13 protein-coding genes are annotated in these 15,806 nt (G+C 61.9%); 4 read left to right on the forward strand and 9 right to left on the reverse strand.

The features are described from left to right. Nucleotides 1–124: 124 nt before the first annotated feature. A complete protein-coding gene (gene pilB, locus NH396_RS06430; RefSeq protein ID WP_253062291.1) occupies nt 125–1,861 on the reverse strand; it encodes a type IV-A pilus assembly ATPase PilB in 1,737 nt (578 codons plus the stop codon). Between the two features lie 572 nt (nt 1,862–2,433). Between pilB and NH396_RS06440 the strand changes: the two genes are divergently transcribed. Next, the gene (locus NH396_RS06440) at nt 2,434–2,901 is read left to right on the forward strand and encodes a pilin (RefSeq protein WP_290441709.1); all 468 of its coding nucleotides are present in this window, start codon (nt 2,434–2,436) and stop codon (nt 2,899–2,901) included. A gap of 67 nt (nt 2,902–2,968) precedes the next feature. Here NH396_RS06440 and NH396_RS06445 read toward each other — a convergent pair whose 3' ends face one another. The 6 genes from NH396_RS06445 to NH396_RS06470 all read right to left on the reverse strand — a co-directional run bounded on the left by NH396_RS06445 (nt 2,969) and on the right by NH396_RS06470 (nt 8,951). Next, the gene (locus tag NH396_RS06445; protein ID WP_043332474.1) at nt 2,969–3,271 is read right to left on the reverse strand and encodes a hypothetical protein; all 303 of its coding nucleotides are present in this window, start codon (nt 3,269–3,271) and stop codon (nt 2,969–2,971) included. 54 nt (nt 3,272–3,325) lie between these two features. Continuing rightward, on the reverse strand, nt 3,326–4,636 hold the full coding sequence (locus NH396_RS06450; RefSeq protein ID WP_253062293.1) for a cation diffusion facilitator family transporter: 1,311 nt from the start codon (nt 4,634–4,636) through the stop codon (nt 3,326–3,328). A gap of 73 nt (nt 4,637–4,709) precedes the next feature. Continuing rightward, a complete protein-coding gene (locus NH396_RS06455; protein WP_253062295.1) occupies nt 4,710–6,269 on the reverse strand; it encodes an ABC transporter permease in 1,560 nt (519 codons plus the stop codon). Beyond that, on the reverse strand, nt 6,259–6,987 hold the full coding sequence (locus tag NH396_RS06460; protein WP_253062297.1) for an ATP-binding cassette domain-containing protein: 729 nt from the start codon (nt 6,985–6,987) through the stop codon (nt 6,259–6,261). Before NH396_RS06460 ends, NH396_RS06455 begins: the two co-directional genes overlap by 11 nt. A 4-nt stretch (nt 6,988–6,991) precedes the next feature. Beyond that, complete coding sequence (locus tag NH396_RS06465; protein ID WP_253062299.1) at nt 6,992–7,873, reverse strand: putative selenate ABC transporter substrate-binding protein; 882 nt, start codon at nt 7,871–7,873, stop codon at nt 6,992–6,994. Between the two features lie 220 nt (nt 7,874–8,093). Next, nucleotides 8,094–8,951, reverse strand: coding sequence for a MurR/RpiR family transcriptional regulator (locus NH396_RS06470; protein ID WP_253062301.1), 858 nt, complete (start codon nt 8,949–8,951; stop codon nt 8,094–8,096). Between the two features lie 389 nt (nt 8,952–9,340). Here NH396_RS06470 and zwf point away from each other — a divergent pair, with 389 nt between their 5' ends. Genes zwf through NH396_RS06485 form a run of 3 tightly spaced genes read left to right on the forward strand, consistent with a single transcriptional unit; the run spans nt 9,341 to nt 12,244 of the window. Then, on the forward strand, nt 9,341–10,831 hold the full coding sequence (gene zwf / locus NH396_RS06475) for a glucose-6-phosphate dehydrogenase (protein ID WP_253062303.1): 1,491 nt from the start codon (nt 9,341–9,343) through the stop codon (nt 10,829–10,831). A gap of 1 nt (nt 10,832) precedes the next feature. Beyond that, nucleotides 10,833–11,525: a 6-phosphogluconolactonase gene (gene pgl / locus NH396_RS06480; protein ID WP_175088301.1), complete on the forward strand. Its 693-nt coding sequence runs from the start codon at nt 10,833–10,835 to the stop codon at nt 11,523–11,525. A gap of 56 nt (nt 11,526–11,581) precedes the next feature. Continuing rightward, the gene (locus tag NH396_RS06485; protein ID WP_176676329.1) at nt 11,582–12,244 is read left to right on the forward strand and encodes a bifunctional 4-hydroxy-2-oxoglutarate aldolase/2-dehydro-3-deoxy-phosphogluconate aldolase; all 663 of its coding nucleotides are present in this window, start codon (nt 11,582–11,584) and stop codon (nt 12,242–12,244) included. A 231-nt stretch (nt 12,245–12,475) separates the two neighbouring features. Here NH396_RS06485 and NH396_RS06490 read toward each other — a convergent pair whose 3' ends face one another. Continuing rightward, complete coding sequence (locus NH396_RS06490) at nt 12,476–13,522, reverse strand: 2-dehydropantoate 2-reductase (RefSeq protein WP_253062305.1); 1,047 nt, start codon at nt 13,520–13,522, stop codon at nt 12,476–12,478. Nucleotides 13,523–13,596: 74 nt separating this feature from the next. Continuing rightward, nucleotides 13,597–15,756, reverse strand: a complete 2,160-nt coding sequence (locus NH396_RS06495) for a DNA topoisomerase III (RefSeq protein ID WP_253062307.1) — start codon at nt 15,754–15,756, stop codon at nt 13,597–13,599. Nucleotides 15,757–15,806 lie beyond the last annotated feature (50 nt).

Consider the following 15,806-nt stretch of genomic DNA (forward strand, 5'->3'; position numbering starts at 1 on the left):
TGCTTGACGTCAATGTGCCTGATGAGCACACAAAAGTCAGCGTCGATGAAAATAGTTCACATCGGCATCCTCAACGCTATCGAGCCGCTTGCTCGTGGGATGCGAGCAACCTGGGGCATCACGATCAATCCTTGGTGATGCGATTGACTTCTTCCAGTGAGGTCATGCCTGACATCACCTTGCGCAAGCCGCTACGCCTCAGGTCTGAAAGCCCTTCCTTGCGGGCCTGGTCTGCCAGTTCGATGGCGGTGCCCTCACGCATGATCAAGCGGCTCATCTCATCCGAGATCGGCATGACTTCATAGATGCCGACTCGCCCCTTGTAACCCAGGGTGCACTGACTGCAGCCGACGGGGCGGAAGATGGTCGCGGCCTCGAGTTCCGCTGTGCTGAAGCCATTGTCTTCATTGAAGCCCATCGAGGCCATCGCCTCGGGCGGAATCTCCGCGGGCTGGCGGCAGTGGGTGCACAGGCGGCGAGCAAGGCGCTGAGCGATGATCAACGAGACGGAACTCGCGATGTTGAAGGGGGCAATTCCCATGTTGCTCAGACGTGTCAGTGTCTCGGGCGCTGAGTTGGTGTGCAAGGTAGAAAGTACCAGGTGACCGGTCTGGGCAGCCTTGACACCAATCTCGGCGGTTTCCTTGTCACGAATCTCCCCCACCATTACCACATCAGGGTCCTGGCGCAGGAAGGCGCGCAGGGCCGAGGCGAAATCCAGGCCGATCTTGGGCAGCACGTTGACCTGGTTGACACCTTCCACCTTGAGCTCGACCGGGTCTTCCGCCGTCGAGATATTGCGCTCCGGGGTATTGAGGATATTCAAGCCGGTGTAGAGCGTCACTGTCTTGCCGCTACCAGTAGGCCCAGTGACCAGAATCATGCCCTGGGGCTGAGCCAGCGTCTTCTCGAACATGGCGCGCTGCTCGGGCTCGAAGCCCAGCGCTTCAATGCCCATCTTGGCCGAACTGGGATCAAGAATACGCAGCACGATCTTCTCGCCATACACGGTCGGCAGTGTATTGACGCGGAAATCGATGGAGCGGGACTTGGACAGTCGCAGCTTGATCGCGCCATCCTGTGGCAAACGGCGCTCGGAAATATCCATGCGCGACATGACCTTTAAGCGTGCCGAGATACGATTGCGCATGTTGAAGGGGGGGCGAGTGTTCTCGATCAGCATGCCATCGATACGAAAACGAATGCGGTAGGTGGATTCGTAGGGCTCGAAGTGGATATCCGATGCACCACGCTTGATGGCATCCAGCAGTACCTTGTGAACGAAGCGCACCACGGGCGCATCATCACTGCTGGCCGTGATCGCCATATCCTGGCTATTGTCTTCCTCACCCTCGAAATCCAGCCCATCGAGCGCTTCGCCATCTTCACCAAGTATATCCATGGCGCTTTCTTCGCCGGCTTCCAGGTACTGCTCCAATGCCGGCGCCAGCTGGTCGGCGGCGACCAGCACACTCTCGATCGACAGGCCGGTGGCAAATTGCAGCTCATCGAGATGCGTGAGGGTTGAGGGTGAGGGCACGCCGACGGTCAAACGATGCTCACGGCGATAGAGTGGCAATACGCCCAGCTTGCGCAACACCTTCTCGGGTAGCTCATCAATGGCGGGCAGTGAATCGGTGCGAATGGCATCGAGATCCACATACGGCAGGCCGTATTCCCAGGCGGCCGCCAATGTCGCGTCACGTGCCGTCACCAGGCCGTGCGCGATGATATGTAGCAACAGGCTTTCCCCGGCCTCATTGGCTTCCTGCTCTGCCAGCTGCGCTGCCTGGGGTTCGAGCAGCCCAGAGTCGACCAGTCGGGCGGCAAATCCTTTTAGCGTGTGTTCTGACTGGGGCATGACACTCTTCCTGTTGCAGTTGCCGATGGGGCTACTCTAACGACTTCAAGCGTGAAGCAGGCGCTGATCTGCTGTACGAGAACACTGGTGCGGCAAGCCATCGTATGAAAAACCTCATATTACCGAAGAGTGTAGCTGGATTGTCCAGCGCTAGGAATGGCGCATTCGCGACATGAGAAGGGGATAGAGTTTGCGGAGGGAGGTAGCCAAGCGCTGGTGGGGCGGGAGTAACGTTGAAGAGAGTCTGAATCTCGATCACAAAGTTTTTGTGTTCGTTGCTTGCAATGTCACTGAGTGTAATCTATTGTAACAACCAAGCAGCCGTCAGCGTCGCCAAGCAAGCGTCTTGCGACATGGCAATGGCACCTGAACTGTGGCTGTGGTATCACTCGTCCCGTCCGGTCGACACCCCGTGATATCAAGATGTTATGCTGGTAAAGATGTTGTTGGGAATAATGGAAACAAACGCCCACACTGACATCTTTGAGTAACATCCTGCTGGTCAGGGAAGGTAACCGGGGTTTCAGGACGTACGACCTGATCTCACTACGCAAATGCAAGGGAGTCACACCATGACACGCAAGCAACAAGCTGGTTTTACATTGATCGAGCTGATGATCGTTGTGGCGATTATCGGTATTCTGGCGGCCATCGCGATTCCGCGCTATCAGGATTATACAAAGCGCTCTCATGTGACGGAGGGATTAAACCTAGCAGCAGCAGCCAAAACTCAAGCTACAGAATACTACTCTTCAGAGGGTGATTGGCCCGCAAGTAATACCGTAGCAGGATTACCAACTGATGATAAAATTAAAGGTAATGCTGTTACCGGTGTTAAACTGGTAAACGATACTATCACTATTACTTATAATAGTAAGGTCGAAGATGGAAAGACAATTATTCTCAAAGGGGCAGCAAATGATGGATCAGTAGAGTGGACGTGCACTGGTGGTACCGTCGATGCCAAGTATCGCCCTGCCAACTGCCGAGCTGATACTTCAACTGATAACCAGACTCCTCCTGCAAACGGTTCAAATTAATCTTATTGAAATAGCTGGCAATAAAAACCGCCTCAAGGGCGGTTTTTATTGCTTGTGGGAATGTTCCTCAATAAAGTGCTTCTTCTTCCTCCACCACATCCTTCAGCAGTTCCAAAAACAGCTTATCCGCATCGGAGTGCTCTGCCGGGTCTTCCGGGATATGGATGCTGGTAGTGTCAGAAATCTCGTTGGCGATGATGGCCAGCACTGCTTGTTCATTCTTTCCTTGTTCTGCCCCTTCCTTGAGGCGCGCTCGCGCCACGACCAGTGACTGCTCGAGAATCTTCGGGTCTTGCAGCAGCTTGCGGATGAAACCTTTCAGCTCGCTGATGATGCGTGTCTTGTGCATTTCGCCGGATGCGTTGCTCATGGCGTGCTCCTTGTCTGGTGGATGTCTGTCGTTGCCTGCAGTGTAACCCACACTTCAGTGCTGGTGGAGATGGGATGTCACGCCAATCGATAGTCTGCCGAACCATTCAAGATCCGCTGCGAGGCGTTGCATTTCGGCGATTGATGCGTTGCGCGTGTCGGCGTCGCGGTAGCATTGCAGAGCCGTTTCCGAGGTCTCTTCCGTAGTACCAACCAGCAGCTCTAGCAGTATATCGACATGCGGGGCTGACGAGGCGATGTCAGTAGGCGTGGTGGCATGGTTGACGTAATGCAGTGTAAGGCCGCTGCGCGCCTGCCAGAGAGGTGACTGCTGCCAGCATTCATCGAGTGCGGCGATGATGTCGTGGCGTAAAGGCAGGGGCTCCCGCCGCGTGGGCTGCGCCTGGCTGGCCTGACCGAGATGCGAGTCATCTTCGGGGTCGATGTGATAGATCACGTCACTGAGCTGAGGGAATTCAGCCTTGAGGCGAGCCACGGCGTGGTGGCCGATGGCATGGCCTTCCGAGACGCTGATGCGTGGCGCGACCAGCAGGTGGACTTCCAGCACGATACGGCCGGCCAGCGTGCGGCTGCGCAGGCCATGCGCGCCACGCACCTCCGGCAGTGACAGCAGGCACTCACACATGGCGTGTTGCTGTTCGCTCGGCAGGGCGGTGTCGATCAGTTCGCGGGAGGCCTCCCAGGCCAATGAAGCGCCGATCTTGCCCACCATGACGCCAACGACGACCGCCGCGATGCCATCCAGCCAGCTGGCCCCCAGCTGAGTGCCGATCAGACCGATCAGCACCGCCACGGTGGAGAGCGCATCGCTGCGCGAGTGCCAGGCATTGGCCTCCAGCAGCCTGGAGTTCTGCCTGCGCGCGACCTTCAGCGTGGCGCGAAAGATACCTTCCTTGCCGAGCAGAGAGATGATCGCGATGCCGATGCCCAGCGCGCCGGGGAGCGGAATGGTCAGCGCGCCGAACATCAGCTCCCAGCTACGCAGGATACCTTCCCAGCCAATGGCGCCGGCCACGGCCAGCAGCAGGCTGCCAAGCACCAGGGTGCCGAGCGTCTCGATACGCTCATGCCCCCAGGGATGTGAGCGGTCCGGTGCCTGGCGGCCGAAGTGAGTCGCCACCAACACGAAGGCATCCGTCACCAGGTCTGACAGGGAATGGATGCCATCGGCGATCAGTGCCTGCGAGCCGACCATCTTGCCGATGATGAGCTTGGCGACACCCAGCACGCCATCCAGCGCCGCGCCGATCAAGGTGATGCGCTGTGCTTCACGCTTGGCGCTTGCCGTGCTGGCAGACTCCGTGGATGACGATGGTGGCATGGAGGGGGGCACGGATGGTGGCATGGTAAGGCTCGCTCAAAGGGGAGTCGGGTGCGTCATGAAGTCAGCGCTGACTCCTGCGTAGGCGGCTCAGGAGTCAGCGCACGCAGCTGTCTTCAGAGATCTCGCCGCTGGGGCGCAGGCGCCGCGCGAGGCTGTCAACGCCGATATTGAGTATGGCGGTGAGCACCAGCAAGGCAAATGCCTGATCAAACATCAGGTATTCGAAGCTCGAGTCGATATGGAAGCCCAGCGTTATCACCCCCAACATGCCGAGAATGGCCGTCTCGCGAATGATGGTCTCGGCGCGGTAGAGCAGCAATGCGAACATGCCGGGGGCGACACGCGGGTTGAGCTCATAGAGCCAGCATTCGAACTTGCCCTGCGGGCGACTGGGCGGCAGCTGAATCTGGTTGGCATGGCGGGCACACAGAAAGGCGATGATCGCGCCGTTGTGCAGCGCCAGCGCCAGCCAGGCGGGCAGCAGCGAGGGACCCAGCAGCAACAGCAGGATGAAGGCCAGAATCAGCTCTGGCGTGGTGCGCAGGAAGATCAGCAGGCCGTTGGTCGAGTGTTGCGAGAGACGGTTGCCCACATGGCGGCTGGCCAGCGGCCATAGCAGCATGGCGATCAGCAGACTGCCGGCGGTGCCCAGCAGGCCGAGCAGCAAGGTATTGCCGATGGCGGGCAGCAGATCGGGCAGGTGACTCGCCCACTGCAGCAGGCCTGTCGCGAGCTCACCCGAGGTCAATGTCTCAAATGATGCATTGACCAGCGGCGCCGGCCAGATGTCATGGCTGATGAAGCGCCACAACAGGCTGGGGCTGACATCGGGCCATGGCCCCAGCCACCACAGACTGACGATGGCCAGTACCGGCAACGCCCGACGGTGCCCCCACCAGGGGAGCGTGGCGATCAGCAGATAGAAGATCCACAGCAGGGCGCCCGCCTCCGCGTAACGGCCCTCGCGAAAGGCGCTTTCCAGATAGAAACCCAGCGTGGGCAAGCCGACGAAACCCAGCAGGACACTGGCGCGTAGTCCGCATTCGAAGCGATAGCGGGTGTAGCTGGCCATGCGCCGCCACGCCAACGGCAGTTCTGCATACACAAAGCGCATCGCGCGCGAGCTGGCAGAGGGCAGCGCCTTGAGCGGCGCCTGTGGCAGTTGTTCGAGAATCTCGGCATAGACCTTGGCGAAGGTCGCGGCATAGGGAATCGTGATCGCCGCCAGCGCCGTGGCGGCCGATAGCCCGAACACCTGCAGCAACAGCAGGGCCCAGAACAGCTCATGTACCGCGCGCAGCCCGGCACAGATGCCCCGCAGCAGGCGCGAACGAGAGTAGACCAATGCCAGCGGCAGCCCGATCAGCGCGCCCAGCAGGGTGCCCCACAGCGCAAAAGCGATGGTCAGGATCAGAGCGTGCAGCGGAGATTCCAGCGCATCGGGAGCCGGCGACGCCAGACCCGCCAGCATGCGGCCCAGCTCCTGCCAGGGATCTCGCGAGGTAACGGAGAGATCGGCGAAGGGCACCAGTACCAGCATGGCGATGACCAGACCACCACCGAGGCGCAACAGGCGCGCACCGTCACTGCGTGCCTGCCACCAGCGAGGAGGATGGCGCAGCTCTGCCGTCATGGTGGAGGGGTCAGCTGACATCGGATGACTCGCGGGTCGCCGCAGCGGGGTAGAGGAAGTCCAGGTCGGTGGGCGTCAGTCCGTCGGTCGCGACATCCAGCAGCACGTGACCCTGACCGTCAGTCTGCTTGCCAAGCCCGATCACACGCGTGAAGTGAGTGAGTGCCAACTCTCGCTGGTGAAGCGCTACCACGCTGGTGGCGTGACGGGCGTGAATCAGCTGGATCAACTGGCTGGCCTGATGCGGGTCCACGCTTGCGACGGGCTCGTCACCGAGAAACAGATCATGGCCCTGATAGAGCGCACGTGCGATGGCGACACGCTGGCGCTGACCGCCGGAAAGCGCCTCGACGGAGCGCTCCATCAGGCCGGCGATACCCAGCGGTTCGCACAGCGCGGCAACTGCCTGCCAGTGAGCCGGTTTCGGGCGCAGCAGATTGAGCAGGTTGGTCAGCCGTGAGTGCTGGTCCAATCGGCCCATGAAGATGTTGTGGTAGACCGACAATTGCGGCACCAGGCCCTGGCGTTGAGGGCACCAGGCGGCGGCTATGTCGCGCTGTTGCAGCGCGGCGCGCAGGGCTTCCAGCAGCGTGGACTTGCCTGCACCACTGGCACCGAGCAAGGCGATGCGCTCGCCCGGCAGGAGGCGAATATCCAGGTCACGCAGGACCACCTCGGCGCCATGGCCGAGGTGGTCCTGCGAAAGGTGCAGCAATGGAGAGGGTGTTTCCTGGGTCATGAGCTCAGCGCAGCAGGCCGAGCTGTTCACCGACGGTCTTGATCGGCGCGTAGTCATCGTTGCTGGCCGGGATGAAACCGGAGCGCGGGAAACTCTCGAGCAGCTCCGGGTCCTTCATGTCCAGCAGGGCCGTGGTGACATGGGCGGTGAAGTCCGCGCCGAAGTGGCTGTCGGCATCGCCACGAATGGTCCACTGATAATCCGGGTAGGCCGGCGTCTGCCACAGCACCTGCACCTTGCTCGGGTCGACCTTGCCGTCCTTGACTGCCGCTTCCCACACCGCGAAGTTCACTGCGCCCACGTCATAGGTGCCGGCGGCGACCAGTGCGATGGTGCGTGAGTGGTCGCCGGAGAAACCGACGCGGCTGAACAGGGCGTCCGGCGCCTGCTGGAACTGCTCGCGCATATAGTATTCCGGCATCAGGCGGCCTGAAGTGGAGGTCTTGGCGCCGAAGGTGAAGGAGTGGCCTTCGAGGGAGTCGGGCAGGGCGTCCAGCGGCTCGGCGGCATCGCCGGCCAGCTTGAGGTCGCGACGCGCGATGAAGTAGCTGCGGAAGGCGGCATCTTCCACACCCTGTGCGATGGCGACGGAGCCCGGCACCATCTGACGTGCCTGAACGCCTGTCAGGCCGCCGAACCAGGCCATCTGGATCTGATCATTGCGGAAGGCGCTGACCGCGGCGCTATAGGACTTGACCGGCACATACTCGACATCGACGCCCAGCTTCTCTTCCAGATAGTCAGCGACCTTGTCGAAACGCTCGACCAGGCGTGACTCGTCTTCATCCGGAATCGCCGTGAACTTGAAGGTGTCGGCCTGAGCCAGACTCATCGTCACGGGAAGGGCGGATATCAGGGTCAGAGCAGCAGTGGCCAGCCAGCGCATGGGAAGCATCCTCAGCATTCACGACATGAGACATCATGCGGCGAGCACCGCATGTCAGGGGGTATGGCGCGTATTGTTGTGTCTTGATCACGCGGGTGCAAGCCCCGCGCCATGTCTGAAGGATCGCTCAAGTGATGCTTGGGTGTCAGTAGCGCATTGAATGGCTGCGCAGGAAGAGTTCATTTGCTGTGGTTGGGGCTGATGACCTGATGGCCAGTGCTCAAGACTCCGGCGGGAAACGAGTGTCCTTCAAGCTGTCCTTGATCTTCTTGAGATGCTGCTGGAAGTCTTCTCCGCGGCGCAGCGTCACGCCGGTGGCCAGCACGTCGATCAGGGCCAGGTGGATCATGCGTGAGGTCATCGGCATATAGATATCGGTGTCTTCCGGCGCCATGACTTCCAGCACTTCGGTGCACTCGCGCGCCAGCGGAGAGTCCGGTGCGGTGATGCCCAGTACCGCGGCGCCATTGCTGCGTGCGAGCTTGGCGATATCGACCAGTTCGCGGGTGCGTCCGGTGTAGGAGATGATCACGATCACGTCGCCGGTATGGCAGGCGGCGGCCACCATGCGCTGCATGAGCACGTCTTCATAGGCCATGACCGGCAGGTTGAAGCGGAAGAACTTGTGCTGGGCATCCGCCGCCACCGGGCCTGAGGCGCCAAGGCCGAAGAAGCAGATCTGCTTGGCCTGGCTCAGGTAGTCGACGGCGCGTTCGATGCGTCTGGGATCCAGTGCGCGACGGGCATCGTCCAGCGCAGCCACGGTGGCGCCGAGAATCTTGTCGCCATAGGCCGCGGCATCATCGTTCTGTTCGACACTGCGCGACACGTAGGGCGTGCCGCCGGCAAGGCTCTGGGCCAGCTTGATCTTGAAGTCGGGGAAGCCCTTGGCATCGAAGTTGCGACAGAAACGGTTGACGGTAGGCTCGCTGACCAGCGAGGCCTGAGCGAGCGCCGCGATGCTCATGCCGGTGGCCTCAGCCGGGTCCGCCAGAATGACGTCGGCGACCTTGCGCTCGGAGCGATTGAGCTCGTCGAGACGTCCACGGATGCGATTGATGAGGTCGTGTACTGCCATTCGACTGTTACCCTGCCATTGTGTAGTGAAATAACTACGTAATCTGGGCATCCTAGCCTCACTCGTCTGGTAGGCCAAGCATCTCTTTGGGTCACTTGCTGATCCAGGGGCGCGAAGGACGAGGTGAAGGCGAAAGCGCCGCTGACTACCACTTTTAGGTAAGTTTACCTATTTGTGGGGCGAATTGTCTTGAGTGACAGCGGCGTTATCGCTACATTTGTTGTTAATATAACCAGCCATGTATCGCCAACGCCTTCCCGGTGCCGTGTGTCATTCGAGCCTCTCCTCGCCGCGCCAGCCTGCGCAGCCTTCATGGAGCGGGTTCGAAGTCGCCCACCTTGTCGGTCATTTCGGCATACAGGGCAGTTTCGACGGGAGAAATCGGCGGCATGAGTTCCGACATCATTCCGGGCGTGGATATTGCCCTGTTCGGCGCCTTGGGCGACCTCGCCAAGCGCAAGCTGTATCCAGCCCTCTATCACCTCGACCGTGACGGTCTGCTCGAGAAGGCAACTCGCCTGATCGGTCTGGCGCGTCAGGATGTCAGCCTCGAATCCTTCAAGGACACCGTGCAGGCGGCGCTCAAGGAGCGCGTCAAGCCGGAACACCTCGAGAAGGAATGCATCGAGCGCTTTCTCTCTCGCATCAGCTACGCGGCGCTGGACTTCAGCACCGTGGAGGGTTATTCCGCGATCGCCGATTGGCGTGTGGATGACAAGGGCAAGCCGTCGCCGCGCCCGCTGATGATCTATCTTTCCGTACCGTCGCGTATCTACGGCGACATCAGCAGCAATCTGCAGGCGGCGGGCTGTCTCGACGAGCACTCGCGTGTCGTGGTCGAGAAGCCGATCGGTTCTGATCTGGAGAGCTCGCGCGTGGTCAACGACGCGATCGGTGCCGTCTTCCACGAATCCCAGATCTACCGTATCGATCACTATCTGGGCAAGGAAACCGTCCAGAACCTGATCGCGCTGCGTTTCGCCAACCCGATGTTCGGCAACCAGTGGAATCAGAACCAGATTTCCCATGTCGAGATCACCGTGGCGGAGAAGGTCGGCATTGAAGGGCGCTGGGGTTACTTCGATCAGGCCGGTCAGCTGCGTGACATGGTGCAGAACCACCTGCTGCAGCTGCTGTGCCTGATCGCGATGGACCCGCCGTCCAACCTGGATGCAGACGCCATTCGTGACGAGAAGGTCAAGGTGCTCAAGGCGTTGCGCCCGATCACCGGCGAACGTCTCAACACGGATCTGGTGCGTGGCCAGTACATCGCGGGTGCCGTCGACGGCCAGCACGTGCCGGGCTACCTCGATGAAGAGGGTGCCAACACCGAATCCCAGACCGAGACCTTCGTCGCCTTCAAGACCGAAGTCTCCAACTGGCGCTGGGCCGGTGTGCCGTTCTACCTGCGGACCGGCAAGCGCATGCCGGAGAAGCTGTCTCAGATCGTGATCCACTTCCGTCAGCAGCCGCACTACATCTTCGATCCGGACCAGCGCTCGCTGGCGGCCAACAAGCTGATCATTCGTCTTCAGCCGTCCGAAGGCATCTCCCTGCAGGTGCTGACCAAGGACTCCGGTCTCGACAAGGGCATGCGTCTGCGCCCGGGCCCGCTGGATCTCGACTTCAACAGCGCCTTCCCCAAGCGCCGTATTCCGGAAGCTTACGAACGTCTGCTGCTGGAGGTCATCAAGGGCCAGCAGTATCTGTTCGTGCGTCGTGACGAGATCGAGCACGCCTGGCGCTGGGTCGATACCCTCATCGATGGCTGGGAATCTCGCGCCGCCACGCCACGCCGTTATCCGGCCGGCTCCTGGGGGCCCGTCTCCTCGATCGCGATGATCACGCGCGATGGTCGCAGCTGGTATGAGGAGTATTGAGATGAGCGCCACCGTGACTGAGCAGGACCCGCGCGGTCAGACCGCACACTCTCTCGCCGAGTATCTGGCCGCCGCCTTGCGTGCTGATCTCGACGTTGATCCGTCAGCGCGTGCGCTGCTGGTGGTATCCGGCGGCTCCACGCCCAAGCCGCTGTTTGCCGCGCTGCGCGACAAGCCGCTGGACTGGTCGCGGGTCGATATCACCCTCGCCGATGAGCGTTGGGTGAGCGAAGACGCCGATGACAGCAATGCACGCTTCGTGCGCGAGCACCTGCTGAGCGGTGCGGCCAGTGCCGCTACCTTCCATCCGCTGACCAACGCCGAGGCAGAGCCGGAAGATGGTTGCGCAGAAGTGAGTGCTCGCATCGCGGCGCTCCCCTGGCCGGCTTCCGCGCTGATTCTCGGCATGGGCGGCGATGGCCATACGGCCTCGCTGTTCCCGGATGGCGACCGCCTGCAGGAAGCGCTGACCAGTGCGGATTGCTGTGTGCCGATGCGAGCACCCAGCGTGCCGCAGGCGCGTATCACGCTGTCTCTCGAGCGTCTGCGTCAGACGCGTCGTACCGTGCTTCATCTCACGGGGACCGACAAGCAGGCCGTGCTGTCGCGCGCGCTGAGCGATGTCGAAGCGGTCAGTGAACTGCCGATTCGTGCCTTCCTGTCCGCGCCGCTGGCGCTTTACTGGGCCCCCTGATCACATCGGCCGCGGCCAGCCACAAGGGAGGCTGGCCGCGGCACAAGGAGAACGCCATGAGCTTTGAAAAACAGCTTCCGTCGACTCGCACCACCGAGATCGACAGCATCTGCCAGAAAGCCTCCGTGCTGCCGGTGATCGCCGTCGAGCGCATCGAGGACGCCGTACCGCTGGGCAAGGCCCTCTACGAAGGTGGCCTGACCGTATTGGAGGTCACGCTGCGTACCGACTGCGCGCTGGAAGCCATCCGCCTGATGCGTGAAGCGCTGCCCAACGCCAGCATCGGTGCCGGCACCGTGTTGACGCCGGAACAGTATCGCCAGGTGGAAGAGCTGGGCGTCGACTTCATCGTCACGCCGGGCACCACCGAAGCGCTGTACCAGTACGGCGTGACCAGCAGCGTGCCGATGCTGCCGGGCGTCGCGACCGTCTCGGAGCTGATGACGGGCTGGCAGTACGGTTACCGTCGCTTCAAGTTCTTCCCAGCGGAAGCCGCGGGCGGCGTCAATGCGATCAAGTCCTTCGGTGGCCCGATCAGCGAAGCTCGCTTCTGCCCGACTGGCGGTATTTCCCTGAGCAACGCCGCCGACTACCTCGCGCTCAAGAACGTGATGTGTGTCGGTGGTAGCTGGGTCGCGCCGCAGAAATTGATCGATGTGGGTGACTGGGATGGTATCCGCGAGCTGGCGCGTGAAGCCTCAGAGCGTTTCCACCGCTGAAGCCTGATATCTGGATGAGTGCTGGCCACTGATCCAGCGGTTGCCTGCCAACGTCATGCACGCCGTCGTGCTTGAGGCTGACAGGCTGCCAGTACTGCTCTCTCTCGACAGCTTGGCTGTTGCTTGTGACCCGTCTCTCACGAGGCGGGTCTTTTTTATGCGCGTCATCTGGGGAGAGAGGCGAGGCTAACTTGTCTGGCTGGAGTCGCTGGGCTGGTCGTGATGCTGGTTTCAGCGCTGCGGCGTGCTCAGCTGACAGTAGAGGTCATCCAGCAAGGGCAGGGCCATCCCATGTCGGGCGGCAGTGCGGCGCAATGGGCCAAGGATCGCCTCGACCTCGGTAGGGCGATCGGCGAGCACATCCTGCAGCATCGAGGCGCGATTGTTGGCGGTCGCGCGGATGACCTGTTCGACCAGCGCCTGCCAGCCTTCCCCCGGGGTAGAGATGCCTTCGCTATCCAGTACCGCGCTGATCTCCTCGACCGCCTGGCGCACCATTGGCGCAAATGGCCGGTCGCGCAGCTGGCCATTGCGAATGCGATAGCGTGCCACCAGGGGATTGATCGCCGCATTGATCGCCAGCTTGTGCCACAGGCGAGTCTTGATGTCCGGTGTCTGTTCGCATGCAAACCCTGCTGCTCTGAGCCAGTCACATTGCAAGAGAGCGGCCTGGTGGGACTGACGGCCGAGATCGCCGTAGCCGTCACTCTGCCATGCGCCTAGCCAGGTGTGGCCGCGCCCGGCATGTTGCACGGCAAGGTGCTGGAGTTCCTTTGTTGTTGCGTCAGTGTCAGGCGTCGCGCTTGCGCCGGTCTCGGCTGGCAGCCAGGCGCCTTCGGTGGTGCTGGCGCATAGCAGGTTGGCGTGGCGTTCGGCCAGCCACGGCTGAGCGCTCAGGCCATTCTGCCAGCAGGTCACGGGAATCTCGGGCGTGATATGTGGTGTCAGTTGCTGCCACACGGCGGGTACATCGTGGGCTTTGGTCGTCAGCCAGATGGCAGAGGGCTTTCTGGATGGCAGGCCTTGCAGTGTGTCAATTGTTGAATAGCTTATCTTTTCGATAACAGGGTGTGATTCTGGCGTGGTCATCTCGAGCGCGACCGCCTGCCCTGCCATTGCCTGGCGCCCCAGCAGCAAGACACGCGGTAGCGCGGATGTTCCCTGCTCACGAAGCTCTCGCTGGCGTGCTGCCATCAGCGAAGCCGCCAGCAGGCGCCCGATGGCCCCCGGACCGATGATCCACAGCCAGTTATCTTCCGGATCAGTCATTGTGTGCATATTCGTCATCTTGTCATGGAGAGCAGAGCAGGTGAGCGCAAGAGGAGGCCGGTGGTACTCCACCTGACCCGCTGTCAGCTATCGGTCTTGCGCCGTGACCCAGTCGCTCGCTTGCGGGGGCTTCTGGATGAGGCACTTTTACGAGAAGCACCGTCCCTATTGCTGCTAGAAGAGCTGCCAGAAGCTGCCTTGCCAGAAGAGCTGCCGGACGCGCGCTTCTTGTAGGACGTGGCCTTGCGACGCGAACCGCTCTTGCCACTGCCCTTGCGCGGCGCGGGTGTCGCACCCCCGACGCTGGCCAATGCCGTGCTCAGACGACTGGCGGAGCTATCGGCGAGCAGCGCTCGCAGGTCCACGATCAGCTCGCTCAGGAAGGGGGCCGCCGGATCGCCCTGCTCGTGGATCATGCTCAGGCGCTGCTCCCACTGAGCGGTGCGCTCCGGGCGCGACACGGCATCCGGCAGCGCGTGGATCAAGGCGCGGCCGATACGCGTCGAGCGCATCGCCTGGCCTTCTCGCACCAGATAGCCGCGGTTGATCAGCGTCTCGAGCATGCCGGCGCGTGTCGCCTCGGTGCCCAGGCCGTCTACATCGCGCAAGGTGCGCCGTACCGCTTCATCCTCGACGTAACGGGCGATGTTCATCATCGCCTGGATCAGGCTGGCGTCGTTGAAGGGCTCCGGCGGCCGGGTCTCCTTCTCCTCGATACCGCAGTCGAGCACGCAGGCCGGTTCGCCTGCCGTCAGGGCGGGCAGCGGCGGCGGGGTCTTGTCGTCGGCGGCTGTGTTCTTGTCAGAGGTCTTCTTGTCTGAGGCCTTCTTGTCAGCGGCCTCCCCGGCCTCCGCAGTGCGCTGGAACAGCACCTTCCAGCCCTCGTCGATGACGCTGCGGCCACTGGCGCGGAAGGGCTCCTTGGCGAAGCGCAGCTCGACCTTGACCTCGCGATAGCGATAGGCCGGATAGAACTGGGCCAGCACGTTACGCGTGATCATGCGGTAGAGATTGGCCTCATCGCGCGAGAGGCGCGCATAGTCCGGCTCGCGTCCGGTCGGCGCCAAGGCGTGGTGCGCGCTGACCTTGCTGTCATTGAAGGCGCGCGAGCGCAGGCTGAAATCGGCGTCACCACTGTAGCGTTCAAGCTCGCGGTCGCCCACGCAGGCGCTGATCATCAGATTGGCCATGCCGGCGTGATGTTCACGCGGCAGATAACGGCAATCGGAGCGCGGGTAGGTGATCAGCTGATGACGCTCGTAAAGCGCCTGGCAGGTGTCGAGTACCTTCTGGGCGGGCAGGCGAAAGCGGCGCGCAGCATCGACCTGCAGCGCCGAGAGCGAGTAGGGCAGCGGTGCGGGTTGAGACTTGTCGCTGGCCTCGACACTTTCGACATGGCCATCGCCGAGGGTGGTCAAGGTCGCGAGATGGCGGGCGAGGCGCTCGGCGGGGCGGCTATCCAGCAGGCGACCCTTGTCATCGAGTGGCAGCGGGGTGCCCTTGTCCGCCAGACGTTGCAGCCAGGGTGAGCTGGGTGCATGCCACCAGGCCTTGAAGCTGCCCGCCGCTACGCCAGCCTCGATCCACAGCGGGAAGAAGGTGCGGGGCTCGAATGCCTCGATTTCCTCGTCACGGCGCACGACCAGCCCCAGCAGCGGCGTCTGCACACGGCCTACCGACAGGACACCGTCATGGCCAGCCTGGCGCCCGGTCAATGTCCAGGCGCGGGTCAGGTTCATGCCATACAGCCAGTCGGCGCGCTGTCGCGCCAGCGCGGCTTCATAGAGCGGCTGCCAGCGCTGATTGTCGTCCAGCTTGTTGAGGGCACGGCTGACGGCGGGGCGATTCATGTCACTGATCAGCAGACGCTTGACCGGCCCGCGCCAGCGCATGTGCTCCAGCACTTCCTGTACCAGCAGCTGGCCTTCACGGTCAGGGTCGCCGGCATGCACGACCTCATCGGCCAGCTTGAGCTGCTCGCGGATGATCTTGAGCTGACCGCGCGCCTGGCTGCGCGGCTTGAGTTTCCATTGCTCGGGGATGATCGGCAGATGATCCAGCGACCAGCGCTTGAAGCGCTCGTCGTAGTCATCCGGCGGGGCCTGCTCCAGCAGGTGGCCGATGCACCAGGTGACACGGGTGTCACCGGCATCGATATAGCCGTCGCGCTTGCTTGAGCGTCCGGGCAGCGCCTCGGCAATGGCGCGGGCGAGGCTGGGCTTTTCGGCGATGATCAGACGCATCGGGCATCCTGCGGTCATAGGCTGTCGATATGATGATCCATACAGTATGC

The organism is Cobetia sp. Dlab-2-AX (assembly GCF_024124625.1).
Lineage (GTDB): Bacteria > Pseudomonadota > Gammaproteobacteria > Pseudomonadales > Halomonadaceae > Cobetia.